The organism is Cryobacterium sp. (genome assembly GCF_026786305.1).
In the GTDB taxonomy this organism is placed as follows: Bacteria; Actinomycetota; Actinomycetes; order Actinomycetales; family Microbacteriaceae; genus Cryobacterium.
In genome coordinates, this window is record NZ_JAJAYI010000023.1 from 23,056 (window position 1) to 49,116 (window position 26,061).

24 protein-coding genes are annotated in these 26,061 nt (G+C 64.4%); 8 read left to right on the forward strand and 16 right to left on the reverse strand.

Annotated features, from left to right (window positions below):
- Window positions 1–3: 3 nt before the first annotated feature.
- The 4 genes from sufC to LH475_RS02305 all read right to left on the reverse strand — a co-directional run bounded on the left by sufC (window position 4) and on the right by LH475_RS02305 (window position 4,640).
- Window positions 4–768 carry a Fe-S cluster assembly ATPase SufC gene (gene sufC / locus LH475_RS02290; RefSeq protein WP_196842556.1) on the reverse strand — a complete coding sequence of 255 codons (765 nt, stop codon included), beginning with the start codon at window positions 766–768 and terminating at the stop codon, window positions 4–6.
- Window positions 768–2,231, reverse strand: coding sequence for a Fe-S cluster assembly protein SufB (gene sufB, locus LH475_RS02295; RefSeq protein ID WP_196842555.1), 1,464 nt, complete (start codon window positions 2,229–2,231; stop codon window positions 768–770). Before sufB ends, sufC begins: the two co-directional genes overlap by 1 nt.
- A gap of 125 nt (window positions 2,232–2,356) precedes the next feature.
- Window positions 2,357–3,124, reverse strand: a complete 768-nt coding sequence (locus LH475_RS02300) for a helix-turn-helix domain-containing protein (protein ID WP_297412768.1) — start codon at window positions 3,122–3,124, stop codon at window positions 2,357–2,359.
- A gap of 85 nt (window positions 3,125–3,209) precedes the next feature.
- A complete protein-coding gene (locus tag LH475_RS02305; RefSeq protein WP_196842554.1) occupies window positions 3,210–4,640 on the reverse strand; it encodes a hydroxymethylglutaryl-CoA synthase family protein in 1,431 nt (476 codons plus the stop codon).
- Between the two features lie 166 nt (window positions 4,641–4,806).
- Here LH475_RS02305 and mvaD point away from each other — a divergent pair, with 166 nt between their 5' ends.
- The 3 genes from mvaD to LH475_RS02320 are packed head-to-tail and all read left to right on the forward strand — an operon-like array spanning window position 4,807 to window position 9,328.
- Window positions 4,807–5,808 (forward strand): diphosphomevalonate decarboxylase, encoded by a 1,002-nt coding sequence (gene mvaD, locus LH475_RS02310; RefSeq protein ID WP_297412769.1) that lies wholly within the window; start codon window positions 4,807–4,809, stop codon window positions 5,806–5,808.
- Window positions 5,805–6,878, forward strand: coding sequence for a hypothetical protein (locus LH475_RS02315; protein WP_297412770.1), 1,074 nt, complete (start codon window positions 5,805–5,807; stop codon window positions 6,876–6,878). Before mvaD ends, LH475_RS02315 begins: the two co-directional genes overlap by 4 nt.
- Window positions 6,875–9,328 (forward strand): hydroxymethylglutaryl-CoA reductase, degradative, encoded by a 2,454-nt coding sequence (locus LH475_RS02320; RefSeq protein ID WP_297412771.1) that lies wholly within the window; start codon window positions 6,875–6,877, stop codon window positions 9,326–9,328. The genes LH475_RS02315 and LH475_RS02320 overlap by 4 nt, the downstream gene beginning before the upstream one ends.
- Here the strand turns inward: LH475_RS02320 and idi are convergent, their stop codons facing one another.
- Window positions 9,329–9,862 (reverse strand): isopentenyl-diphosphate Delta-isomerase, encoded by a 534-nt coding sequence (gene idi, locus LH475_RS02325; protein ID WP_297412772.1) that lies wholly within the window; start codon window positions 9,860–9,862, stop codon window positions 9,329–9,331.
- Window positions 9,863–10,050: 188 nt separating this feature from the next.
- Here idi and LH475_RS02330 point away from each other — a divergent pair, with 188 nt between their 5' ends.
- A complete protein-coding gene (locus LH475_RS02330) occupies window positions 10,051–10,383 on the forward strand; it encodes a cupin domain-containing protein (RefSeq protein ID WP_196842549.1) in 333 nt (110 codons plus the stop codon).
- Window positions 10,384–10,415: 32 nt separating this feature from the next.
- Here the strand turns inward: LH475_RS02330 and fdxA are convergent, their stop codons facing one another.
- Window positions 10,416–10,733 (reverse strand): ferredoxin, encoded by a 318-nt coding sequence (gene fdxA, locus LH475_RS02335; RefSeq protein WP_196842548.1) that lies wholly within the window; start codon window positions 10,731–10,733, stop codon window positions 10,416–10,418.
- A 210-nt stretch (window positions 10,734–10,943) separates the two neighbouring features.
- Here fdxA and LH475_RS02340 point away from each other — a divergent pair, with 210 nt between their 5' ends.
- Window positions 10,944–12,923: an aconitate hydratase gene (locus tag LH475_RS02340; protein WP_196842547.1), complete on the forward strand. Its 1,980-nt coding sequence runs from the start codon at window positions 10,944–10,946 to the stop codon at window positions 12,921–12,923.
- Window positions 12,924–12,947: 24 nt separating this feature from the next.
- Here the strand turns inward: LH475_RS02340 and LH475_RS02345 are convergent, their stop codons facing one another.
- A complete protein-coding gene (locus tag LH475_RS02345) occupies window positions 12,948–14,477 on the reverse strand; it encodes an MFS transporter (RefSeq protein WP_297412783.1) in 1,530 nt (509 codons plus the stop codon).
- A 163-nt stretch (window positions 14,478–14,640) separates the two neighbouring features.
- Between LH475_RS02345 and LH475_RS02350 the strand changes: the two genes are divergently transcribed.
- On the forward strand, window positions 14,641–15,192 hold the full coding sequence (locus LH475_RS02350) for a TetR/AcrR family transcriptional regulator (RefSeq protein ID WP_196842546.1): 552 nt from the start codon (window positions 14,641–14,643) through the stop codon (window positions 15,190–15,192).
- A 123-nt stretch (window positions 15,193–15,315) separates the two neighbouring features.
- Here LH475_RS02350 and serA read toward each other — a convergent pair whose 3' ends face one another.
- Window positions 15,316–16,908: a phosphoglycerate dehydrogenase gene (gene serA / locus LH475_RS02355; protein WP_297412773.1), complete on the reverse strand. Its 1,593-nt coding sequence runs from the start codon at window positions 16,906–16,908 to the stop codon at window positions 15,316–15,318.
- 83 nt (window positions 16,909–16,991) lie between these two features.
- On the opposite strand from serA, the gene LH475_RS02360 reads away from it, so the two are divergent.
- Window positions 16,992–17,387, forward strand: a complete 396-nt coding sequence (locus LH475_RS02360) for a DoxX family protein (protein WP_196842544.1) — start codon at window positions 16,992–16,994, stop codon at window positions 17,385–17,387.
- Between the two features lie 44 nt (window positions 17,388–17,431).
- Here LH475_RS02360 and LH475_RS02365 read toward each other — a convergent pair whose 3' ends face one another.
- The 4 genes from LH475_RS02365 to LH475_RS02380 all read right to left on the reverse strand — a co-directional run bounded on the left by LH475_RS02365 (window position 17,432) and on the right by LH475_RS02380 (window position 19,820).
- Entirely contained in the window at window positions 17,432–17,812 is a 381-nt protein-coding gene (locus LH475_RS02365; RefSeq protein WP_196842543.1) for a hypothetical protein, read from the reverse strand.
- Complete coding sequence (locus LH475_RS02370; protein ID WP_196842542.1) at window positions 17,809–18,318, reverse strand: hypothetical protein; 510 nt, start codon at window positions 18,316–18,318, stop codon at window positions 17,809–17,811. Before LH475_RS02370 ends, LH475_RS02365 begins: the two co-directional genes overlap by 4 nt.
- Before the next feature lie 108 nt (window positions 18,319–18,426).
- On the reverse strand, window positions 18,427–19,374 hold the full coding sequence (locus tag LH475_RS02375; RefSeq protein WP_297412774.1) for a type II secretion system F family protein: 948 nt from the start codon (window positions 19,372–19,374) through the stop codon (window positions 18,427–18,429).
- Between the two features lie 257 nt (window positions 19,375–19,631).
- Entirely contained in the window at window positions 19,632–19,820 is a 189-nt protein-coding gene (locus LH475_RS02380; protein ID WP_297412775.1) for a Flp family type IVb pilin, read from the reverse strand.
- 315 nt (window positions 19,821–20,135) lie between these two features.
- Here LH475_RS02380 and LH475_RS02385 point away from each other — a divergent pair, with 315 nt between their 5' ends.
- Complete coding sequence (locus LH475_RS02385; RefSeq protein ID WP_196842540.1) at window positions 20,136–21,002, forward strand: alpha/beta hydrolase; 867 nt, start codon at window positions 20,136–20,138, stop codon at window positions 21,000–21,002.
- 74 nt (window positions 21,003–21,076) lie between these two features.
- Here LH475_RS02385 and LH475_RS02390 read toward each other — a convergent pair whose 3' ends face one another.
- The 4 genes from LH475_RS02390 to ilvC form a co-directional block, all read right to left on the reverse strand.
- A complete protein-coding gene (locus tag LH475_RS02390; protein WP_196842539.1) occupies window positions 21,077–21,772 on the reverse strand; it encodes a DUF998 domain-containing protein in 696 nt (231 codons plus the stop codon).
- A gap of 80 nt (window positions 21,773–21,852) precedes the next feature.
- Window positions 21,853–23,160, reverse strand: coding sequence for a nucleotide pyrophosphatase/phosphodiesterase family protein (locus tag LH475_RS02395; protein ID WP_297412776.1), 1,308 nt, complete (start codon window positions 23,158–23,160; stop codon window positions 21,853–21,855).
- Complete coding sequence (locus LH475_RS02400; protein ID WP_196842537.1) at window positions 23,157–24,803, reverse strand: alkaline phosphatase D family protein; 1,647 nt, start codon at window positions 24,801–24,803, stop codon at window positions 23,157–23,159. The genes LH475_RS02395 and LH475_RS02400 overlap by 4 nt, the downstream gene beginning before the upstream one ends.
- A 175-nt stretch (window positions 24,804–24,978) precedes the next feature.
- Entirely contained in the window at window positions 24,979–26,007 is a 1,029-nt protein-coding gene (gene ilvC / locus LH475_RS02405) for a ketol-acid reductoisomerase (RefSeq protein WP_196842536.1), read from the reverse strand.
- Window positions 26,008–26,061 lie beyond the last annotated feature (54 nt).

The window sequence follows — 26,061 nt, forward strand, 5'->3', positions numbered from 1 at the left end:
CGGTCATGCTGTCGCCCCGACCCGCGCGGAGCCGGGCGTCAGGCCCGCATACCCATTGGCTTCAAGTTCGAGGGCGAGGTCCTTGTCGCCGGAATGCACGATTTGACCTGCGGCCATGACGTGCACGAAGTCCGGCACGATGTAGTCGAGAAGTCGCTGATGGTGGGTGATGACCAGCATGGTCCTGCCCTCACTGCGCAGGGCATTCACGCCGCTGGCCACGACGCGCAGCGCGTCGATGTCGAGGCCCGAGTCGGTCTCGTCGAGAATGGCGAGTTTGGGCTCCAGAATCGCCATTTGCAAAATCTCATTGCGCTTCTTCTCGCCGCCAGAGAATCCTTCATTCACCGATCGGCTCATGAAGGTCTGGTCCATCTCGACCAGTTTCATGCGCTCCTGGGCCAGGGCGAGAAAGTCCACCGCGTCGAGCTCTTCCTGGCCACGCTGGCGTCGCAGGGAGTTCAGGGCAGTGCGCATGAAGTACATGTTGCCGACACCGGGAATTTCCACCGGATGCTGGAAGGCCAGAAATACGCCGGCCGCAGCTCGTTCCTCGGGTGAGAGCGCGAGTAGGTCCTGTCCTTCGTAGGTAACGCTGCCGGAGACGTCATAGCCGTCGCGGCCGATCAGCACACTGGCCAGCGTGGACTTGCCCGACCCGTTGGGCCCCATGATTGCGTGCACCTCCCCCGGCTTCAGGTCAAGATTCACCCCACGGAGAATTTCTTTGCTGTCGATACTGGCGTGCAATTCCTTGATGTGGAGCATTAGCCAACACTTCCTTCTAGACTCACGGTCAATAATTTTTGGGCTTCGACGGCGAATTCCATCGGCAGCATCTTGAATACTTCACGGCAGAACCCGTTCACAATCATCGAGACGGCTTCTTCCTCGGGAATGCCGCGCTGACGGCAATACAAGAGTTGTTCCTCGCCGATCTTCGACGTTGAGGCTTCGTGTTCGACCTGCCCGGTCTGGTTCTTCACGTCGATATAGGGCAGGGTGTGCGCGCCGCTGTCCTTACCGATCAGCAGCGAGTCGCACTGGGTGAAGTTGCGAGCCCCGACAGCCGAGTGGCGAATGTCTACCAGGCCCCGGTAGGTGTTCTGGCCGTGACCGGCCGAGATCGCCTTCGAGATAATGGTGCTTTTCGTGTTCTTGCCGATGTGCACCATCTTGCTGCCGGTATCGGCCTGCTGGCGCCTGGCGGTCAAGGCCACCGAGTAGAACTCACCGACCGAGTTATCGCCCTTCAGAACCACGCCGGGATACTTCCAGGTGATCGCTGAACCGGTCTCGACCTGGGTCCAGGAGATCTTCGCGTTCTTCCCGGAGGCCATACCCCGCTTGGTGACGAAATTGTAGACACCACCATTGCCATCCGCGTCGCCGGGGTACCAGTTCTGAACGGTCGAATACTTGATCTGCGCATCATCGAGAGCGACGAGTTCGACGACGGCGGCGTGCAGCTGGTTCTTGTCCCGCACCGGAGCCGTACAGCCCTCGAGATAGCTGACATACGCAGCGTCCTCGGCGATGATCAGGGTGCGCTCGAATTGCCCGGTGTCTACGGCGTTGATCCGAAAGTAGGTGGAGAGCTCCATCGGGCAGTGCACGCCCTTGGGAATGTAGCAAAACGACCCGTCGGTGAACACCGCAGAGTTCAGGCAGGCGAAGAAGTTGTCGTTATACGGAACGACCGTGCCGAGGTAGCGTCGCACCAGCTCCGGGTGCTCCTGCACAGCTTCGGAGAAGGAGCAGAAGATCACGCCGACCGCTGCCAGTTTGTCTTTGAAGGTCGTGGCGACCGACACCGAATCAACGATCGCGTCCACCGCGACGCCGCTCAGCCGCTCCTGCTCGCCGAGCGAGATGCCGAGTTTGTCAAACATCTCCCGCAGTTCAGGGTCGACCTCGTCCATACTCGCTACCGTCTTCTTCGGCCGCGGATCGGCGTAGTAGATGATGTCCTGATAATCAACGGGCCCATAGGAGACGTGCTGCCAGGTGGGAGGCGTCAGTGTTGTCCAGTGCCGATACGCCTTCAGCCGCCAGTCGAGGAGCCACTCCGGCTCGTTCTTCTTGGCTGAGATCAGCCGGATGATGTCTTCGCTCAAGCCCCGGGGGGCAACTTCGGTTTCGAGATCCGTGCTGAATCCGTACTGGTACTCCTGGTTGGCGAGCTCACGAACCTCATCGGAAATACCTACCGTGGTCGTAGGTGCACTCATCTTTGTCTCCTTGTCACGTGTTGAAAAAAACCTGGGACTGCGCTTCGCCGACTTCGCCGACTTCGCCGGCGCATGCCGGAAGATCACCCGGCGCCCGGTGCACGGGTGTTGAATTGGGAGAACGCCTAGGGGGCGGGCCCATCCAGTGGCACAACGGTGCGGCACAGGTGTTCCCCGTTGGCCATGGTTGTCACGCGTTCGACGGGTACTCCGAGGAGCCGCGAGAAGGCCTCGGTCTCGGCATCGCAAATCGCCGGGAACTCGGTGGCGACGTGCCGAACCGGGCAGTGTCCCTGGCACAGTTGCATGCCGAGCGTGGGCACAGCCGTTGCCGGCAGGCCCGTTGCCGGCAGGCCCGTTGCCGGCAGGCTACGGGCAGACTGGCTGGGTACCGGCAGTCCGTCGTCGGCGGGTCGAATAGAAGCGGCGAAGCCGTCGGCGGTCAGCGCCGCAGCGAGAGCTTCTGCGCGCGCTGCGGCGTTATCGTCAGCCGAAGCCACGCGGGCGGAATAACGGGCAACGAGCCCGTTAGCGCGTTCGCGGGCGAAGGCGGCGACGGCATCCGCGCCGGCGTGCTGAGCGAGAAAGCGCAGGGCCGAGGCGGCCATCTCGTCGTAGTGGTGTTCCAGGCCGGCATGCCCGGCTTCGGTGAGAACGTAGGCGCGGGCGGGGCGACCACGGCCACGGTTACTGGCTTCGCCGAGGGCCGGGTCGTATTCCTCGATCGCGTTCTGCTCGGTGAGCGCGTCGAGGTGGCGGCGCACCGCGGCCGGCGTCAGCCCGAGGCCGGCGGCGAGGTCGGCGGCGGTGACCGGGCCGTCCTGGGCGAGGGTCAGACGCACCCGGTCGCGGGTGGCGGTCGCAGAGGTGGCGTCACTCTCATTTATTAACACAACACGAGTGTGACCTAATTCACGAGCACTGTCCAGTCAGGGTCACCTAACCTCTGCATCCGGCCGGGCAGCGCCGCCCGTCGATCTAGCGCACAAACCTGTAGTACTCGATGCCGAGGTCGTAGAATCCGGGGCCATCCGCCGTGCCGACCCGATCGATGACGAATTCGTCGTGCGGTACGAGCGGCGGCAGGTCGCTGGGCCGCCCCTCGTGCAGGGCGAGGTAGTGCTCCTGGGTGAGGTCAACAGGGCTGTACAGTGACGCCTCGAAATTGATCTTGGCGGCAGCCTGCTCCCATCCGGCGGCGACACGCATCGGGATCGCCTCGGCGGCATCTCCGCTGCCATACCCGAGGGCGAGCCATTCCTGACCGGCCAGGTCGATGCCGCCCTGCTGGGCTTGGGTGAGCCCGGCGGCCAGCCAGGCCGGCAGCGCGCCGGTGTACAAATTGCCGAGGTCCTTCATCGCCTCGGCACCCAGCGACAACTTGCTCTCAATGAGGCGATCCCAGACCTCGGTGTGCAGAAGGTGCCCACGCAGCTTTCGCGCCCATGGGTAGGCATCGCCGTCCCCGGCCGCTTGCGCCTCGAATGGGTTGTCGGCCCGCAGCTCGGCGAGCACCGCTTCGTCGTCGAGGCCGGCATCCGCGGCGTACTCGCGCAGCTGTGCCTGACCGACCGCACCGTCAGCCGCGAGCTCGAACAGGTACGACATGACCCACCCCGTCGCTGGCATGCGGTGATACGGGCGGTGTATGAACACTGCGTCCACCTCGTCGAAGTAGTCAAGACTCCGGCCCGGGCGTTTCCTCAGCATCGCGGCCATCGCATGATGGGTGGCGTCAATGTAACAGGTCGTGGAGTAGCGACCGTTGAAAACGGGGAGGTCCTGCATCTGACCATCGTCGCGTGGCGGCTGCCGAAAACGGGCAAAGGGTTTTCTGAAGTCGGCTATGCGGTACTGCGAATCGCTGCCGACCGCCGCGAGGTCTACCTCCAGCAGGTCCCCGTCGCCGTTCACGAGCAGGGCTACCGCGCCTGCACCCTGCGTCGGCTCACCGGTGGAACCAATCGCATACTCGGCCACATCGGCGCACACGACAATGGCCTGCCGGCCGACTCCATCCGTCGCCAAATAGCGCAGCGCAGCCTTCACCCCGTACACGCCGCCGAGGCAGGCCTGCTTGAACTCGGGAACCTCGCAGTCCCGAGCCAGCTCGTTCTGGCCGTTGGCGAGCAGGGCGTCATTGATCATGCCCTTGATGATCACAGCACCGGCAGAGTTGTCGGTGGATGATTCCGTGCCGAGAGCCAGAAATCCCACTTGGGCCGGATCGATGTCGTAGTCGGTCATCAACCGCCAGACCGCATTGGCGGCGAGCGTGTAGATGCTGTGCTGCGGGCCGCGCATGCGGAAGGAACGCCCCACCACGGCACGAACTTTGCTCCACGGCTCGTCATTCCACCGACACCAGTCCTCCAACTGCACGCGATACGGCGGCAGATACAGGGACATTCCGCTAATTCCAGGTGCCAACAGTGCCCGTTTCGAGTTGTCTAGATAATCGGTTGAAAGAAAAATATACGCTAAATCAATTTAGCAAGCCGCAGGTTCGAAGGCGAGCAGCGGGAGCCGCTCCTCGCGCCGGGTAGAATCTGATGGACCCGATCGGAGCACAACTGTGGATACACCCGTTGGCGGTCCTACCGGCGCCGCAGCTCGCGCCCACAGCAATATCGCCCTCATCAAGTATTGGGGCAAGCGTGACGAGGCGCTGAACGTTCCTGCCGTTGGGTCGATCTCGATCACACTCGATGCGCTCTCGACCGATACCCGGGTGACGTTTGTTCCCGGCCTCCGTCACGACGAGTTTTGGCTCAATGACCAGCGGACCCAGTCGAAGCGTGTACTCGGGGTGCTCAATCTCGTGCGGGAACGGGCTGGCCTGTCGTTTCGTGCCCGGGTGACTTCGACCAATAACTTTCCAACAGGCGCCGGCCTGGCCTCGTCGGCATCAGGATTCGCAGCCCTCGCAGTGGCAGCGAGCGCGGCTGCAGGGTTGACGCCGAGCACGCGTGAGCTGTCAATACTTGCTCGCCGCGGGTCGGGGTCAGCCGCGCGATCCATCTACGGCGGCTACGTCGAAATGCACACCGGCACTCGTCCCGACGGTATGGATGCTTTCGCCGAGCCCGTTCTGGATACGGACCCCTGGCCGTTGAGCGTGGTCGTGGCCATTACCTCCCACACGGCCAAGACGGTGTCGTCCACGCTCGGTATGGCCGGAAGCCGGGCAACGTCACCGTTCTACCCGGCCTGGGTCGACACAGCGAAGAACGACCTCGCCGACATGCGAGCCGCCATCGCCACACTCGATTTTCCCCGACTGGGCGAGCTGGCCGAATATAGTTGTCTAAAACTGCATGCGCTGATGCTCACCAGCCGCCCACCCCTGATCTACTGGAATGCCGGCACGGTCGCGGCGATGCACACGGTGCACGAGTTGCGTCAGCAGGGCATCGCGGTGTACTTCACGATCGATGCCGGTCCCCAGGTGAAAGCCCTGTGCGCACCCGCGGATGCAGCATTGGTGGCGCGAGCGTTGGCCGAGACACCCGGTGTGCAGGAGACCCGCACAAGTGCCCTCGGGCCGGGCGCGTACCTCATGGGGGCGCAAGAATGATCCACACGTCCGCTCCCGGAAAGCTCTTCCTGCTCGGCGAATATGCGGTGCTGGAGGGTGCACCGGCACTGCTCACAGCGGTTGACCGTCGCGTTCGAGTCCGAATTGAAGAATCAGACTCCGAGCGCTGGCTTCTCGACGCACCCGGCCTCGGAATCCATAACCTCAGCCTGCAGCCCGATGGGGCCCTGCCCCCTGCCCTCGATCGGTCCACCCGCGAGAAATTGCGACTCTTCGACGCGGTGCGCCGAGCGGTCGCCGAGTCGGGCGCCGCCGTGTCAACCGCTGCTCCTCGTGCACTCTCGATCAGCATCGACAGCAGCGAACTCTCGCTGGGCGGCTACAAGCTGGGTCTGGGCTCCAGCGCGGCTGTCTCGGTGGCGCTGACCGCCGGTCTGGCTCACGTTCGATCGCTGAACTTCGACAAAGGAGCCCTGTTCGAGGTGGCCGTTGCGGCCCACCGCCAGGCGCAGGATGGTGTCGGCAGCGGTGCCGACGTGGCCGCCGCGGTGAACGGCGGCCTCATTAGCTATTCGCGGGGAGCCACGGTGACCCAGGCCGCCTCACTGGCCGCCCTCGCGTGGCCGGAGGATCTCACCATGATGGTGGTGGTCACGGGAACCGGCAGCAGCACGCCCGAGCTGGTCGGTCGCGTATCCGAGTACGCGAAGCGCAACGATGCCGGCTACCGCGCCGATCTGGCCCGACTGACCGCTTTGGCCCAACGGGCCACAGCAGCGCTGGGTTCGGCCGATACGTTTCTGACCCTGACCTCGGAGTATTTCGAGGCGTTGGAGACTCTCGATGCACACGCCGGAGCCGGCATCATCAGTGACCGGCACCGCGAGTTGCATGCCCTGGCGGCACAGAGCGGAGGCGTGTTCAAATCGTCCGGGGCCGGCGGCGGGGACGTCGGGCTCGCCTTCGCGCGCCGTGGTGCTCCCGCGCGTGACCTGGCGGCAGCGCTCCTGGCCGCCCAGGCACACATCGTGCCACTCGCTTTCTGCGCCGCCGGGATAAACACGGACGCCGACATTGACTCGATGCGCGGCACAATGGACTTCTTGTGAAAAACACCCACCTGTCCAAGTTCTACCAGCTCACCGTGACGGAACGGCTGCAGCTTCTCCACGACCGCGGAATCATCGGAGACGGTGACTTTGCCGCCCTGACCACGGACAGCTACCGCCTCGATGTGGAAACAGCCGACCGACTCACCGAGAACGTCATCGGGGTGTTTTCAATGCCGATGGGTCTTGGTCTGAATTTTCACATCAACCAACGGGATTATCTGGTTCCCATGGTGGTCGAGGAGCCCTCGGTCATTGCCGCCGTCAGTTCGGCCGCCGCCCTGATTTCGCGCTCCGGCGGGTTCATCAGCGTCGCCGAGACCCCCTTGCTGCTGGGGCAGGTGCAGGTGCTCGACGTTATCGACCCCGAGGCGGCCAGGGACCGCCTGCTGCAGGATAAAAGTGCGATTCTCAATCTGGCCAACGATCAGCATCCGAATATGGTCGGCCGCGGCGGCGGCGCCACGGATCTCGAAGTGTTTCTGCGCGGCGCCACAGCGGAGCACGGCGAGTTACTCGTGGTACATCTCATCGTCGACAGCCGTGATGCCATGGGCGCCAACCTGGTCAACACGATGTGCGAAGCGGTCGCGCCACTCATAGAAAAAATCACGGGCGGGCATGTGTTTCTGCGCATCCTCTCAAATTTCACCGACCGGGCAATGGTGCGCGCACGCGCCGTGATTCCCCTCGCACGGCTCGGTTCAGGCAGGTTCTCGGCCGAGCGGGTTCGAGATGGCATCATTCTGGCCAGCGAATTTGCCGCAATGGATGTCTACCGGGCCACTACTCACAACAAGGGCATCATGAATGGAATCGACGCTGTCGCCATCGCCACCGGCAATGATTGGCGGGCGATCGAGGCTGCCGCGCACGCTTATGCGGCGCGTAGCGGACACTATGCTCCCCTGACGTCCTGGTCAAAGCATGAGCGGGGCGACCTCGTGGGCGAACTGGAAATCCCCCTCAAAGTCGGCATTGTCGGTGGCCAGGTGGAATCCAACGACCTGGTCCGCATTGCACACACAATTCTCGGGGTCGACTCGGCGGCGGAGTTGGCGCAGGTGATGGCTGCTGTCGGCCTGGCCCAAAACCTGGCTGCGCTCAAGGCGTTGTCGACCGACGGTATTCAGTCCGGGCACATGCGCCTACATGCCCGCAGCGTGGCGGTCGCCGCCGGTGCCCAGGGTGTGAGGTTCAACGACGTCGTCGACGCGCTGGTCGCCAGTGGCGAAGTCAAGGTGTGGAATGCGAGGCACATTCTCGAATCGCTCGGCGGTGAATCGCTCGGCCGTGAATCGCTCGGCCGTGAATCGCTCGGCCGTGAATCGCTCGGCCGTGAGTCGCTCGGCGGCGCGGCGAGCCCGGCGCCGGTTGCGAGTGCACCGCCCATCGTGCCTCCCATCGCGCAGCCCATCGCGCAGCCCAGCGCACCCCTGACACTGCCGGTTGCCAGAGCCACGTCTCGCCCCGCCGCCACCCAAGCAGCTTCGGGTTCCGGGGCGGCCGGATTCGGCAAGATCATTTTGTTTGGTGAACACTCCGTGGTGTACGGCTACCACGCCATCGCCGCACCGATCGGGCTGTCGATCAGCGCCCAGGTGACCCGCGCGGCATCGGGAGTTGAACTGATCATTCCCGGCTCAGATTCTCCCGAATCGGCCGATTCCGCCCTTCCTGTTCGCATTGTTGCCCTGATCACCGAGCGACTGGGCATTACCGACACCGGTATGCGCGTCGAGGTGTTCCCCAACCTTCCCCGAGCCAGTGGGCTGGGGGCATCCGCCGCCCTCGCCGTCAGTATCATTCGCGCCATGACCCGCTGCTTCAATATTGCCCTGACCGAGGCCGAGGTAAGTGCGCTCGCGTTCGAATGCGAACAGATCGTGCACGGCACTCCCTCGGGCATCGACAACACCGTCGCGACCTTTGGCCAACCGATTCTGTTCCGCAAGGCCAACGGGGCTCGAGCGGCGGAGTTCTCGGTGGTCTCACCGCCGCATCCGATTCCTGTCATCATAGGGCTGACCGGAGTGCGATCGTTGACCGCGGGTACCGTCAGCATTGTGCGCAGCGCCTGGGCGAAGAACCCCGCGCGGTACGACGCGATTTTCGAGCAGATCGACAGTTTGGCGCTGGCTGGCGTTGGCGCCCTGCAGCGTGGTGATATTGCCGAGCTCGGCGACCTCATGAACATCAATCAAGGCTTGCTGAACGCATTGCAGGTGTCGAGCCCATCCCTTGAAGCGCTGGTCGACATTGCCCGGCGGTCCGGTGCTCTCGGAGCAAAACTCACTGGCGGAGGAGGTGGCGGCGCGATGATCGCCATTGCCGACCCCGACCGCACCACGGCCGTTGCCGCGTCAATGCGCGGGGCCGGGTACACCACGTACCTGACCGAGATTCGCGCGCCGGTCCAACCGCCCGCGACGCGCCTTCAGGCGGGGTAGTCAGCGGATTGTGTTGCTTTCTTGAGAAATATTTTCCGCGAAGACGTGGTAGACATCCCAGAACCAGCCCGTGACGTCTTTGTCCTCGAGCCAGGGTGCGAGCTCCTCCGGACTCGCCGCATGAATATCGGAAACTTCCTCCGGGTTCCACGTCGCGGTTCTCGAGTAGTAGCCAACGATCACATGGTTGAACTCGTGCTCAACAAGGCCGGTCTTGTAGTCTTCGAAACGATAGCTCACCAGCCCCAGCTGTTTGGCTGACCGAACACGAATGCGCAGCTCGTCATAGACGCGGGCAACGGCCTCGTCGATGACCGTTTCAGCGCTCTGCGGATGCCCGCAGCAGGAGTTTGACCACGCGCCGGGCCAGTGGTATTTACTCGCTGCCCGCTTCTGGAGAAGTACCCGACCGGAGTCATCAACCAAGAATACGGAGAAGGCACGGTGTAGTCGGCCCGGGGCTGTGTGGGCGGCTATTTTTTCCAGGCTGCCCTGGTGTTGGCCGTGCTCATCAACGAGTTCGACTAGCTGCAACGTGCACCACCATTTCGTCTGGCCCCTATTTCGTCTCGAGAACTCGCATCCGCAGGTACTCCCGCAAATCGACCAGCGTGGTGCTGTCGGCAAGGATATCATCGCCACGTTCGTGGACGAATTTATGAACGCAACAGTATGCTGAGGCACACGTCCGCCGGCAAAGCGGAACGCAAGAGAGGTGCCTGATGATGAAATCGTCGCTGACTGCCCTGGTGCGTCATGAGTTGGATCATGCTCGGCAAGGGAGCAGTGGTCGTAGCGCGAAGACCGTGTACGGGGGGAATGAGCGTACCCTTCGCCAGACTGTGATCGCGCTCCGTGCCGGTGCCAAGATGGAAGAGCACGAGTGCCCCGGTGAGGCGACCCTGTTTGTTCTCCACGGCCGCGTGATTCTGACCTCCGGTGAGAAGTCCTGGACCGGATCAACGGGCGATCTGCTGATCGTTCCGGAGGATCGTCACGCGCTTGAAGCGGTTGAGGATTCGGCGATTCTGTTCACGGTGGCCAAGATCCGATAACGAGGTCCCGGCTCAAACGAAGCCTGCGGTACTCAATTCTGTGGCGGAAGCGCGACGATCAGGGCGTGATCCTGCGCAAATACTCCCACTTTGGCGGCCCCTCCCGGGGATCCGATGTCTTCGAAGAATTCCACGTTGGCCCGGTAATAATCAGCCCAACGCTCCGGCAGATCGTCTTCGTAATAAATCGCTTCAACCGGGCACACGGGTTCACAGGCACCGCAATCGATGCACTCATCGGGGTGGATGTACAGCATCCGTTCGCCCTCGTAAATACAGTCAACCGGACATTCTTCAATGCAGGCCCGATCCTTCACATCAACGCAGGGAAGAGCAATGACGTACGTCATGGTGGCTGGGCTCCATTCACGCGAGGGGTGGTTTTTCAACCTACAACATCGTACTGATTACAATAACCCCACCACGGGAGCGCGCGCGTTTACTTTGCCTGGCGCTGGCGGTTCCGCACGTGCTGTCCTAGATTTGATACTGCTGCGAACCACTTCGCAGGAAGGCCACTATCGAGAACTTCTCGACGGTGTTCGAGCAAGGAGGCTCCAGTGTCACACAATGTCGCCCAGAAATTAATTGCTTCACATTTGCTCAGCGGCCAGATGACACCTGGTGCCGAAATCGGCTTGCGCATCGATCAGACTCTCACCCAGGATGCCACCGGAACTCTCGTCATGCTGGAGCTCGAGGCGCTCGGCCTGGATCGTGCCCGCACCGAAGTCTCAGTGCAGTACGTTGACCACAACTTGCTGCAGTCCGACAGTAAGAACGCCGAAGACCACGATTTTCTGCGCTCGGCCTGCCAACGCTTCGGCCTGTGGTTTTCCAAGGCCGGTAACGGCGTCTCACACCCGACTCACATGCAGCGCTTCGGCATTCCGGGCAAGACCATGGTCGGCTCCGACAGCCACACCCCGGCGGCCGGGTCACTCGGCATGCTGGCCATTGGCGTAGGTGGTATCGAAGTCGCACTCGCCATCGCCGGAGAACCGCTCTACATTCGGATGCCCGAAATCTGGGGTGTGCGCCTCACCGGCCAGCTCCCACCGTGGACGAGTGCCAAAGATATCATTCTGGAGATGCTGCGCCGTCATGGCGTCAAAGGCGGCGTGAACCGCATCGTCGAATACTACGGTCCGGGCCTGGCGAACCTCACCGCGATGGACCGGCACGTCATCGCCAATATGGGCGCTGAACTCGGTGCGACGACCACGGTCTTTCCCGCAGATGAGCAGGTGCGCGCGTTCCTGACCGCCGAGGCGCGCGCTGGCGACTTCGTCGAACTCCTGGCCGACTCGGACGCCACCTACGACGTCAATGAAGAAATCGACCTGTCCACGATCGTGCCGCTGATCGCGCTGCCCAGTTCGCCCGGCAACGTCGTGCCGGTGAGCGAAGTCGCCGGTCGACCGGTGGCCCAGGTTGTCATCGGCTCGTCGGCGAACCCGGGGCTGCGCGACTTCGCGATCGTCGGCGCCATCGTCAAGGGGCGCCAATCGCACGCGGGGGTCTCGTTCGACGTCAACCCCAGCTCGCGGCAGATTCTGCAGGATTTGACCCTGATGGGATCCACCCTGGACTTGATCGGGGCTGGCGCGCGACTGCACCAGTCGGGTTGCATGGGCTGTATCGGAATGGGTCAGGCGCCCGCGAATGGGAGCATCAGCCTGCGCACAATGCCACGCAACTTTCCCGGCCGCTCCGGCACCAAGGAAGATTCGGTCTACCTGTGTTCACCGGAGACGGCCGCGGCCGCCGCGCTCACGGGTACGATCACTGACCCCCGAGATCTCGAAGAATTGTACGGTCTGACCTACCCAGCGCTCGAATTTCCGGCGACGTCCAGTGTCAACCTGGGCATGTTGGAAGCGCCGTTGCCGCTCGCAGAGGCGATGCAGGTACAGCTGGTCAAGGGCGAGAACATCTCATCACTGCCCATGTTCACGCCCCTGGCCGATACCATCGCGGCCCCCGTCATCCTCAAGGTGGGCGATGACATTTCAACGGATGAGATTCTGCCGGCCGGCGCGCGCGTTCTGCCCTATCGCAGCAACATTCCCCAGCTCGCCCGATTCACGTTCGACCAGGTTGACCCGACCTACCCGACTCGGGCGGAGGAAACCCGGGATGCCACCGGCCACGTCATTGTCGCGGGCGCCAATTATGGGCAGGGCTCCTCACGCGAACACGCCGCCATCACGCCACGATTCTTGGGCTTGCGTGCTGTGCTGGCCGTCTCATTCGCCCGGATTCACTGGCAGAACCTCGCTAACTTCGGCGTGCTCGCCCTTGAATTTGTAGACCCTGCCGACCGAGAGCGCATTCAGCAGGGCGACGTGCTCGTGATCACCGGCATTCGGGAGTCCCTTCTGGCCGGCACCGAGATGTCTGTGCACAATCAGACCCGGAACGAAGAATACTCAGCACGGCAGCGGCTCTCCACACGGCAGATCGAAATGCTGTTGGCCGGCGGCCTCATTCCCTGGTTGCAGCAGCGCCGGGTGGCTGAAGCTGGCACCGGCGCCTGACACCCGCCACCGGGGATACGCCGACTACCGGGCGCGGCGCAGGGAGATGACGGCGACGAGTGCAGCGCTCAACACGAGGGCGACCCCGATCCAGGCTGCCAGGCCGACACCGCTGTCAAAGGCGTGCCGCGCCGACTGGAGCAGCGCCTGGGCGGCACCGGCCGACAGCTGCTCGGCGACGGCCACTGCGCCGCCCAGTGTCTCCCCCGCCGCGTGCTCCTGGGCGCGGGTCAGCGTGTCGGGCAGGGCGACGGCGCTGCGGTACGAGGCGGTGAGGATGGTGCCGAGTACCGCGGTACCGAGCACAGCCCCGAGTTCGTAGGCCGTCTCTGACACAGCGGATGCCGCGCCCGCTTTGTCAGCGGGAGCGTTGGCGATGATCAGCTCGTTCGAGATGGTCTCTGCCGCGCCGATTCCGATGCCCAGCAGCACGAATGCGATCGCGATACCAGCCGCGTCGATCCGACCACCGGTGATGGCAATGAACCCGAAGCCGGCGGCCGAAATGAACAGCCCCACCGGCACCACCCGCGAGGGCCGCACCCGCCGAGCGATCGGCACGATCACGAGCCCCGCGACGATCATCGCGGCGAGCCCGGGCACGAGCACGAGTCCTGCCGCCAGGGGCGACAGGCCGAGCACGAGCTGCAGGTGCTGCGAGACGAAGAACAGGCATCCGACCAGGGCGGTGACGCTGAGCAGGTTGATCACCACGGCGCCACTGAAGGCGCCGAGGCGAAACAGGCTCATGTCCAGCATCGGGTTAGGAAGGCGCAGTTGGCGGCGCACGAACCAGACACCGAGGGCGAGACCGACAACGATCGGGGCGAGGGCCAGGGCAGTCGGCCCGTACTGGGCGACCGATTTGATGCCATAGACGATCGGAAGCATGGTCGCGAGCGAGAGCACAATGCTCACGATGTCGATGCGGCCGGGGTGCGGGTCACGCGATTCAGTCACGAACAGCGGCGCGAGCACGAGCAGCGGCAGCAGCAGGGGCACCGCAAGCAGAAACACCGAACCCCAGGCGAAGTGCTCAAGCAGGATTCCGCCGACGACCGGGCCGAGGGCGCTTCCGGCGGCGAAACCGGTCGCCCAGATGGCGACCGCCAACCGACGCTGGTCGCGATTGGTGAAGGTGGAACGCAGCAGCGACAGGGTCGAGGGCATCAGCATGGCGCCGAAGAAACCGAGCACGGCGCGGGCGACGATGAGCCATTCGATGGTCGGCGAGAATGCCGCCGCAACCGAGACCGCACCAAACCCGGCCGATCCGATGAGCAGCAGGCGACGGCGGCCGATGCGGTCGCCGAAGCTGCCCATGGCCACGAGCAGACCGGCCAGGACGAGCGGGTAGATGTCGACCATCCAGAGCAGCTGCACGCCGGTCGGTTTCGTCGCGGTCGAAATCGCCGGCAACGCGAAGTTCAGCACGGTGTTATCTATCGATACGAGCAGCACCGGCAGCATGAGCACGGCCAGCGCCCACCAGCGGCGGCGGTCGTGCCGCGCCTCTGCGGCGGATGCGCCTGGCGTCGCTCCGGCGCGGACGATACGGGTGCCACTGGGCAATGAAATGGGGGCAGACACGATCTCAGTCGCTTTCTTTGAGTTCCCGGACACCCGGCTGGGCACCAAAAGTGGGAACGTCCCAACTATACCGTCTAGACGGTATAGTTGTCGAATGCCTCCGACTGTTGTTCGTTACCATGACTGCATGCCCGCGACCCTGCCCGCCCGGCCCGCTTCAACCCGGGATCGTCTCCTCGACGCGTTCGAGGAGCTCCTGATCGAGGGCGGCGAGCGGTCAGCGACACTCGATGCCGTCGCTGCCGCCGCCTCGGTCTCCAAGGGCGGTCTGCTCTACCATTTCGGATCGAAAGACGCCCTGGTCGACGGCCAGCTTGAGCGTCTCGACGCTTTCGCGGCAACGGATGCCGAGAATATTCGCTCGGCTCCAGCCGGCCCGGTGGACTATCTCATACGCACCTCAGTGCACGGTGGCAGCCCTCTCGACCGCGCCTACGTGGCGAGCAGCCGGCTCGCCCAGGGGCGGCATCCGCGGGCCATTCAGATTCTCGGCGACATCCGCAGGCGCTGGCTCTCGGTCATCGAAGACACCGTGCACGACCGGGATGTCGCCCAGACGATCATGCTCATCAGCGATGGTCTCTACGTGAACTCGTCCTTGGCCGGGCCGGAGTCACTCACGCCCGAGGCCGCCGACATGGACCGCCTCATCGCCGTGATCTCCCGTCTGCTGCCCTAGCACCCGTCGGTCGAGCCAGCACCCGTCGGTCGAGCCAGCACCCGTCGGTCGAGCCTGTCGAGACCACAAACCCGTCGCGAAATGGTCGGGCCAGCTCGACCAACAAAACTACGGCCCACGCACCTACTCGGTGAGGTCGATCTCCACCATGATCTCGGCGGAGATCGCGGTGCGCACCGCTGCGAGCAACCCGGCCGGAACCTCGGTGTCGACCGTCAGCACGCTCAGCGCCTTGCCGCCGGCCACGTGGCGGGCGATCTGCATGCCCGCGATGTTGATGTTGGCCTCGCCGAACTCGCGACCGTAGACCGCGACGATGCCGGGGCGGTCGGTGTACAGCATGACGATGAGGTTCTTAGCGAACGGAACCTCGACGTCGTAGCCATTGATCTCGACGATCTTCTCGATCTGCTTGGTGCCCGTGAGCGTGCCAGAGACCGATACCTGCGAACCGTCAGCAAGAGCGCCGCGCAGGGTGATCACGTTGCGGTACTCGGGCGACTCGGCATCCGTGATCATGCGCACGTTGATGCCGCGTTGCTCGGCGAGCAAAGGAGCATTGACGTATGACACGGTCTCGCTGACCACGTTGGTGAAGATGCCCTTGAGGGCAGCCAGCTTGAGCACGCTGACGTCGTATTCGACGAGCTCGCCGCGAACCTCGATATCGACGCTCGTGAGCGGGCTGTGGGCGGCCAGGCCAGAGAAGACCTGGCCGAGCTTCTCGACCAGCGGGATGCCCGGGCGCACGTAGGGGTCGATGACTCCGCCGGCGACGTTGACCGCGTCCGGGACGAGCTCGCCGGAGAGCGCGAGGCGCACCGACTTCGCAACCGAGACGCCCGCCTTCTCCTGGGCTTCATCGGTCGATGCGCCGAGGTGGGGCGTCGTGAGGATGTTGTCGAGGCCGAGCAGCGGTGAGCCGGTCGGCGGTTCGCTCACGAAGACGTCGAGCCCGGCACCGGCGATCGTGCCGGCCGTGAGGGCCGCGTGGAGGGCATCCTCGTCAATGAGCCCACCCCGGGCGACGTTGACGACGAACGCGGTCGGCTTCATGAGCTTGAGCTGGGCTTCACCGATCATGCCGGTGGTCTCGGGCGTCTTCGGCATGTGGATGGTGACGAAGTCTGACTGGGCGAGCAGCTCGTCGAGGGTCACCGGGGTGACACCGAGCTGCTGGGCGCGAGCGGAAGTGATGTACGGGTCGTAGGCGATGACGTTGGTGCCGAAGGCCTGCATGCGGGCGGTGATGAGCGCGCCGATGCGGCCGAGGCCGATGATGCCAATGGTCTTTTCGTAGAGTTCAACGCCGGTGTACTTGGAGCGCTTCCATTGGCCGTCGGCCAGTGCGCCGGAGGCGGCCGGGATGTGACGGGCCAGGCTCAGAATGTGGCCGACGGTCAGCTCGGCTGCCGAGATGATGTTCGAGGTGGGTGCGTTGACGACCATGACGCCGGCCGCGGTGGCGGCTTTGATGTCGACGTTGTCGAGCCCAACGCCGGCGCGGGCGATGACCTTGAGGTGCGGCGCAGCCGCGATGGCTTCGGCATCCATCTTGGTGGCGGAACGCACCAAAACAGCCTGTGCGGTGGCAAGTTCGGCGAACAACGCGAAGCGATCCGTGCCATCTACATGATGAATGTCAAAGTCGGGCCCAAGGGCGTCGACGGTGGCAGGTGAAAGTTCTTCGGCAATCAGGACAACAGGCTTCGACACTAAATTAAATCCTTAGATGGCGTGTTTGGTGCCGCGACCGAGGGCGCCACTCACAGCCAGACTACTGGCTGCAGAATAGACGCATGAGCAGTGACGTAATCAACGGACTTCAACTTGCGCTGCGCTTTGTGCTCGCGCTTGTCTTCATCGGTGCCGGAATCATCCATTTCGTGCCCTCGGTGCAGCGCACAATGTCAGCAATGATTCCGCCACGGATGCGCACGGCGGGCCTGGCCAACCCGATTAACCTCGTTCTCTTCACCGGTGTGTGTGAAGTAGCCGGCGGGCTCGGACTGGTCTATCCTCCGACAACGGTCGCCGCCGGCGTCGCCCTCATCATCTTTCTGGCCGCGGTGTTTCCCGCGAACGCCTACGCGGCCGGTCACCGCGAACGCTTCGGACGTGTCGCGATCCCACTAGTTCCCCGGCTAATCGCCCAGCTCGCCCTGATGGCTTTGATCCTCCTCGCCATCCTCTGAGCGGCACATCACCCCGCTGGAATTGATCCGGCGGGTCCGCGGTGTCAGACGATCAGGCGACCAAGGCCGAAGAACTCGATGATGTCGAGGGAGAGCACGGCAACCAGGCAGAGGCCGACGAGCAGGGTGAGCGCCTGCACACCGAATGCGCGGCTGCGGCCGAGCCAATACGCGAGCACGTAGACGACCACCGGAATCAGGATTGCGCCAATGAGCACGATCCAGCCGAGCGCGCTCAGCTGAGTGCCGAGCCTCTGCGCCTGCCCGTTGAGCCCGACCAGGTTGCCGATGGCCTCCCACACGTCGTAGGCGTAGAAGAGGGCGAAAAAACCGGCGATTGTCAGCAGCAGCCAGCGCGGCGGCGTGCGCCGATGGGTGTCGGTTGCGCCGTTGGTTCCGTGGGAGGGCTCGGTGGTTTCACTCATACGCCGACTCCTGCTCCAAAGATTAACGGCAGCGGGACCAGCAGCACGACTCCGGCGAGCAGCCAGAGCAAGCGCGCTCGTTGCCGGCTCGTGGTGAGCCAGAAGGTCACGCCGAACCAGACCAGTGGCGCAGCGACGGCGAGCCAGGCCCCGAGTGAAAACATGAATTCGTTCACCGGATCGGAGACGGGGGTGCCGATGCGGGCCACCCCGATGAACCAACCAATCGTATAGAGCAAGTACATTCCCCCGAGGATGCCCATGCCCACCAGGGCCACTGAGCTCTGCGCGGGCCTTTCGTCGGCTGGGTCATCCACTGCCGCCGAAATCGCGGCGTCAGCCGAACCGGCAGAGCCGGCGATACGAGCAGTATCAGCGGAACGAGCCGAGTCCCGCGTGTACGAGGGCCCCGGCGTCGTCCACCCCTCGGGCAGTTCGACCGGCGCGAGCGTTGGATCATCGTCGCCCGCCCAGCTCACCGCGTCATCATCCCGTTTGCCAACCATGTACTTAGATTACGGCGAGGGAGCACTTTTGGCAGTGCCCGCGCGTGATAACCGCCACGAGTGTCCACGTTTGTGCACCATAACGGCCTCCACAGACGCACCTGAGAATCAGGAGAAAGCTTTGGCGATACTGATCACGGCCGGCGTGAGCAGCACAATGAACAAGACCGGCAGAATACAGAACACCAGCGGAAAAATGACCTTGACCGGCACCTTCATGGCTTGTTCCTCGGCCCGCTGGCGACGCCGCAGCCGCATCTCGCCGGCCTGCACGTGGAGCACGTTGGCGATCGCGATGCCGTAGGTATCAGCCTGAATGACCGACCCGGTGAACCGGCGCAGATCCGTCGATGATGTGCGACCGGCGAGCAACTGGGAGGCGGCCTTGCGTGTGCGACCGATACTCATATCCTGCAGGGTGCGAATGAACTCCTCGACCAACGGACCTTTGCCGTTCGTGGCAGCCTTGGCCATGGCCGCCTCAAAACCGAGGCCGGCCTCAACGGCGATGGTCATCTGATCCAGCGTGTCCGCCAGCGCGTTCTGCATCAGCTGCTGCCGCTCCTGCCCGCGGCTGAGCAGGAGCAGGTCGGGCGTGAAAAAGCACAGGAGGACGAGAAGAGCGCCGAGCGCGACGCGCAGCGGTGCCGGGTCCGCGCTGATCCACAGCCCCGCCAGCAGCCCCCCGGCCACTCCCATCAGGAGTTTGACGATCAGGATCCGGTCAATCTCCCAATCCGTCGGGTGGCCGGCCAGCACACGGCGGCGTTCAAGCCAGCCGAAGTATCCCTGGGGAATCAGGTCCCGGCTTCGAGCGACAACCGACCTGCCCGCCGCGACTTCGCGGAGCGCTGGCGCGCCCGCAAGCTCGGTGACGACCTGTAGCCTGCGCCCGGTCACCAGAATGCCGACGAGCGCTCCGAATCCTCCGGCGATGGCCAGGGCGGCAAGAATAGCGATGAGTGAGACCATGAGGCCGTACTCCACCGCGGTGGCGCCCTCCTCGTCGGTGCGCATGCTGTTGATGAGAGCTTGGATCTGGGTGTAGAACTTCATTTCGCGTTTTCCGTTCTATCTGGAGCCGGTCTGAATTGACCGTGCTTGTGGGGTGACGCGGGTGATCGCAAAACCTATGAACCGTCCCAGGGCGAGCGTGACAAATCTGGGCGTCGACTGTGGGGTGTCCTGTGCTCCACAAACGGGTACAGCGATGAGGCAGCGCTCAAGCGAGCGTGAAACGACGCACCGAGAGTCCTGGGAAACGCGCAGGGCAACGGACGTGTGGTCAATGGCCCACGCGACGGGTGTGCGTGTTACGGGGTGGTGAGCGAGGTCTGAACCAAACCGAACTTGGTGTTCAGGGCGACACCGATTGCGCTGACGGTTCCGATGACGACGACGGCGATGAGAGAAACCATGAGACCGTACTCCACCGCCGTGGCACCCTCTTCGTCGGTGCGAATGTTATTAATGAAAGCCCGGATTCGGGTCACGGTTTTCACGATTATTCCAATCTGTCACTGGCCGGTTCGGGTAGCCAAGCGAGTGAGCACAAACTAGCCGCGACTGAATATTGCTCACGAGCGCCACAACAGGTGCCCCCATTCCGGGGCACCCTCTTGTGGGGTGTACCTTCTGGCACACCACACAGGAGCGCCCAGCTACGCAAAAAGCCCTTTTCGCGCAGCCAGTAGCCGTAGGCAGCCAGGATCATGGTGCCGCATCCGCTCCCGGATAGTCGGGGCTGATTGGGCCGGGGATCCGGTCGGCACCCCACCGTACGTCCCGGCCTCGCCCGCGCGGTCTATGATTCCCGCATGGTGGATCGTGAGCCCGAAACCAATCCCTTCGCCCTGCCCGGGGGTGAACAACCGAGCGCGAACCGGCACGCCGTCAACGGATGCCAGCTGTACGCGGAGTTGCGCGGCACTGGACCGGCGATTCTGATCATCGGCGCGTGCAGCGACGACGCCGAGATGTTCCGGTCCATCGCCGAGCGACTGACCGGGTTCACCGTCGTCACCTACGATGCGCGCGGCACCCTTCGCAGCAGCCGGGACGGCTGGCCCTGCGGCTCGGCGCAGCACGCCGACGACGCCGCCGAACTCCTCCGCACGCTCGGACTCGTTCGCCCGCGGCAAGGTACCGACGTCTTCGGCGCCAGCGCCGGCGGAATCGTGGCGCTGCAGCTGGCCCTGCGACACCCGGAGCTGGTGCGCCGGGTCATCGCGTACGAGCCCGGCTACTTGGAACAGTCGGAGTCCGGACGCGCCCTCTCGGCTCGCTCCGTGGAGTCACTCGACCGGCACCTCGCCTCCCACCCCGGCGATTGGACCGGCGCCATGGCCGCCGTGTTCGCCGGCCTGCTCGATGCCCCTGCGGGGATGGAGTGGTACTCGCGGCGCGGCGCGGCGCTCGCCGAAAACTTCGTGCGCGGGGACATGCCGCTCACGGTCGAAACCGTTGATACCGCACAGCTCGCACGCTCGGACGCCGACATCCGCTTTGCCTGCGGCAGCACGTCGCACCGCGCCTTCCAGGAGATCGTCGAGGAGCTGACCCGGATCCGGAGACGGCCAGGGTCGACCGATCCCGAACGGCACGACGTGATCGACGGCGCGGGCCACGTCTGCTATTTCACGCCGGAACCGGTCGCCAGCTTCATTCGCTTGCAGTTCGCTTAGCAGGGCGGGAATGTTGTGGTTGAGTCGGAAGACGTTGTCCGGCCCCGCCTGCGTTGCTGGGGCGTTATTGCGGGCTATCGCGCAGACTGCGTCAGCGTGCCGGTGGCCGCAATCGTGCGGCAGACGCCGAAGACCCAACCGAGAATGCCGATCAGGCACACCCGCTCGGCGAGCCCCAACAGCCCGGGAAGCACAGTGACGCTCAGGCCGAGAACAAGAATTCCGGCCACGCCAAGGGCGGTGAAACCGGATGCCGCGACGCGCGACCGCGGCAACACCCGGCTTCTCGACAACCACGCGGTAAGCACGCAGATGCCGGCGAGTGCTGCCAGAAACCCGATCGTGGCCACGGTGAGGTGAATCCTACCGGCAACGGATTCCGCCGTCAGGCCCGGTTCGCCCGCCTCGTGAATATCGGTGGGGAAGAAGGCAAGGACCCCGGAGCAAAGTCCTCCGATAAAAAACAGCCCCAGACCGATCCGACGCAGAACCCCGGTGCCCCCGAGAGTCGACAGGGCAACAACCGCAGCGATGCACGTGATCATGCGACCAACGAAATTGAGGTTCATGATCCAGCCGAAGGGACCAACGGCAAGGTTGCTCTCCGCCTCGCTGATCGGGCTGTAGTGCGGCGGGAGAAACTGCAGCACGATATCGACGAGCACATAGACGACGACACCGACCATGGCGACCTGCGCCGCGGTTCGCCCCGTCGACGGGGCGCAGCGCGGGGCGGTCGTGCCGCGCGGGGACGGCTGTGTGACCGTCATGTCGCTCCTGTGTCTCGCCGTAAAAGTGGAATCGGTCAAAGTTCAACCGGTCCCACTCTGTCACGCCCGGACGACAAGAACTACGGGCGAGCGTTTCCGTCGGCGAAGGCTACGGTGCGCGCCGTCCCGTCGTAGCCGCCAGCGGGGGCGGTGAGCCCGAACAATGCCCCCACCGTGGGCGCGACATCAAGTGTGCGGGCGAATTGGGAGGAGACCCCCGTGACCACCCGCGGACTGCCGCCGGCCACGAAGAACGGAATAGGTTCGGTCGCCGGGTGGCCGTGGTTGCCCGGAATGGGATTGGATGCGACGTACGGATCGGAGAAACGCCAGCCGGCCCGGCAGTACGCCACCAGATCACCCGCTTCGACACCCAGCCGGAGGTCGGCCGGGATCGCGATCGACAACACTCCCGGGTGCGCCGCAACGAGTGCGCGAACCTCGGCCACGCCGGCGTCACGGGCCGCTGGCGGCCCGGTCCAGTAGAGCAGGTCGGCCCCGCCGTTCTGGGCGATGGCGACCTGCGCGCGCAGGTCCTTACGTGCGGAGAGGATCTGATCCACGGAGATGACGTTCGCGGGGATGGACCAGTCCATCGAATGATCGGCGAGGATGATGAGCACGCTGCTCTCCCACGCACCGGCAGCGACGAGATGGTCCACGAATCGGCCGACCTGGTTGTCGGTGTCCTTCAGCGCGGCGGTCCGGGCGGCCTGCACCGTCGTGCCGGTGACATCGGCGTGTCCCACCCTGTCGACATCGCCGAGGTTCGTGAACACGAAATCGGGGTCCACTTTGTCGACCATGGCGATCAGCGCGTCCATCGTGGCACTGTCGGGCGCGTGTTGCGTGACGGGGAGAAGTGGGGAGGGCTCCCAGCGATAGGTTGCGCGCTCACCGAAAATACCGAAGAGGTATCTCTTGCTCAGCACCGAGCCCGTCGTGAAGCCCTTCTCCCGGAGCCGGTCCAGCAGTGTCGAGAAGCGCAGGTCGTTCGGTCGGTCCAGGTCCCGCACGACGCCGGCCGCCCGGTCGTAGATCGCATTGGCCGGCACCCCGGAGCGATCGGGTCTGACCCCGGTCATCATCATCACGTGGTTGGGAATGGTCTCCATGACCGGCAGGGAACGGGCACCGGGGAAGTTGGTTCCGCCGGCGCGCAGGGCCGCCAGCCTCGGGGTCAGTCCCGCAGTGATCTCATCGGGTCGGCAGCCGTCCACGACGAGTACGTACACCCGCGTGCGCGCAGTCTGGCTTGGCGTGACGGTCGTCTGCGCAGACGCCGGAACGGCGTCTCCCGCAGCGACGGAGAGCACGACGGAAGCACCGCCGGCCGCGAACAGGGTCAGGAACTGGCGTCGGTCAGAGACCGGGGATCCGGCGCTCACAGCACGCGGCTCACGGACTGGGTTCCCGCGGCAACCTGCCACGACGTGGACAGTGTGCTGGTCGCTGCACGGCTGGTGCGTTCAGAGAGCACGTACCAGTCCATTCGTAGGGCACCCGGCGTGACCTCGAGGACCGAGAATCCGTGCGAGTCGAAGTCCAGGTACTTCACGTGCGGGTTCGCCCCCTTGAAGGCTTCCTCGACGGCAACGGACGCCGTGCGGGGCTGCGTCCCCAGGATGTCGTCCAGATTATCGCTGGTGACAGACGTGCAGACCAGTTCCGCGGCCACGGATGCACCATTCGTCGGGTAGGTCAGCGGGTCGGCGGGAACATCGCACGCCCAGCCGGAGTGGATGTCCCCGGTGAGGAAGACAGCATCCGTGATCGCGTTGTCCCGTAGGTGGCTGATCACCCGGCTCCGGTCGGCCGTGTAGCCGTCCCACTGGTCGACGTTGTAGGGAACGCCGTCGATCGTGGTCGATCCGAGCAGCTGCTGCACCGCGCCGACTTCCTGCGCGCTGAGCGTGGAGGGGAATCGTACCGGCGCGATCATGACGGGATTGCCGATCAGTTTCCACTGCGTCTGCTGCGAGGAGAAGCCGTCGAGCAGCCACGTCATCTGCGCATCACCGGTCAGGGTACGCGCCGGGCTGCCGATCGCCGGGTCCACGATGCTCGACGCCTGCTGACTGCGGTAGGTGCGCAGGTCCAGCATGGAGATGCTGGCCAGGGCGCCGAACTCCAAGCGTCGGTAGATGTGCCCGCCCGGTTCGAATCGCACCGGCATCCACTCCGAATACGCCCGCTGGGACGAGGCCTTGCGGTCCGTCCAGACGCCCTCGGGGCCTTCCGTGTGGTTCTCCGCTCCACCCGACCAGGCGTCGTTGGCGAATTCATGATCGTCCCAGGTCACCACGAACGGCACCACCGCGTGCAGCGCCTGCAGGTCAAGGTCAGTCTTGTACTGGGCGTGGCGGCGCCGGTAGTGCGAGAGCGTGGTCATCTCGACCGCCGGATCGTGCGGTCGCACGACGACGTCCCTGGCCTGATACTCGCCGGGGCCGTACTCGTACAGGTAGTCGCCGAGGTGCAGAACGACATCGAGATCGCCGCGGTCCGCGAGATAGCGGTACGCCGAAAAATACCCGGCCTGCCAGTTGGCGCACGACACCACACCCATGCGCAGTCGATCGACCGCTGTTCCTGCGGCCGGTGCGGTGCGCGTGCGGCCCGTTGAAGACGTCGCGCCGGCCACGATGAAGCGGTACCAGTACGTGGTGCCGGGCCGTAGCCCACCTGGCACGACCTTGACCGTGTGGTCCCTTGCCGGGCCCGTTCGGACGGATCCACGGTCCGCCATCCGGAGGAAGCCCGAATCTTCTGCCACCTCCCAGTTCACGGTGACGTCGGGACCGAACCCGGACCCGGGCACGGCGCCCGGTGTTGGGGTGATTCGCGTCCACAGCAGCACGCTGCTCGGCAGGGGGTCCCCCGATGCGACGCCGTGCAGGAAGCCTGGGACGGCTGCACCCGGTGGTGTGGCGGCCTCGGCCGGCTGGCTGCGCGCGGTCGTGGTGGTGACCCCGGCGAATGCGAGCACGCCGGCGGTGCGTATCAGATCACGTCGATTGAAAAGACTCATGCCTTCCAGTCTGAGGGCACCCATTCGGGGGGCTCAGCACCTTCGGGGCCTGTTCACTCGATGTTCCCCGAGGGTTCGTTGCCCGTCCATTGCGCCGGCAGACGCAACAACAGGGCCGGCCGAGAACGGCTGACCCTGTTGCGGACACGCTCGGTATGACTGCCAGAGGCGTCGGTTAGCGCGAGACCGAGCCGTCGGTGTAGTCGTCGTCGTTTGACGCGTTCCACGCGAAGAGCTTGCGCAGGCTCTGGCCGGTGGCCTCGATCGGGTGCTCCTCGCCCTTCTTGCGCAGGGCAAGAAACTCCACGCCGCCGTTGTCCTGGTCAGCGATGAAACGCGCAGCGAAAGCGCCACTCTGAATGTCAGCGAGAACGGCCTTCATGTTCTCCTTGACACTCGGGTCGATGACCCGCGGGCCGGAGACGTAGTCGCCGTACTCGGCGGTGTCAGAGACGCTCCAGCGCTGCTTTGCGATGCCACCCTCCCACATGAGGTCGACGATGAGCTTGAGCTCGTGCAGCACCTCGAAGTACGCAACCTGCGGCTGGTAGCCCGCCTCGGTGAGAACCTCGAAACCGTACTGAATCAGCTGCGACGTGCCACCACAGAGAACGGCCTGCTCACCGAACAGGTCGGTCTCGGTCTCTTCGGTGAAGGTGGTCTTGATGCCGGCGGCACGCAGGCCACCGATTGCCTTGGCGTAGCTGAGGGTGAGCGGCCAGGCGTTGCCCGACGCGTCCTTCTCCACGGCGACGATCACGGGAACGCCGCGACCGGCTTCGAATTCGCGGCGCACGGTGTGGCCCGGTCCCTTGGGGGCGACCATGACGACGTCGACGCCGTCCGGAGCGGTAATGTAACCGAAACGGATGTTGAATCCGTGACCGAAGACGAGAGCCTTGCCGGCAGCAAGGTTCGGAAGCACGTCGTCCTTGTACAGGTGACGCTGCACCTGGTCGGGCGCGAGGATGACGATGACGTCGGCCCAGGCCGCGGCATCCGCTGTGGTCAATACGGTGAAGCCGGCTTCTTCAGCCTTGGCCTTGCTCGTGGAGCCGTCCTTCAGGCCGATCTTGACCTCCACGCCGGAGTCGCGTAGGTTCTGCGCGTGGGCGTGACCCTGCGAGCCGTAGCCGATGACGGCCACCTTCTTGCCCTGAATGATCGACAGGTCGGCGTCTTTGTCGTAGAAAATCTCAGACACTGTGATGTGCTCCTTGTTGTTGTTTTATTGACGTGGTCTCGACAGGCTCGACCA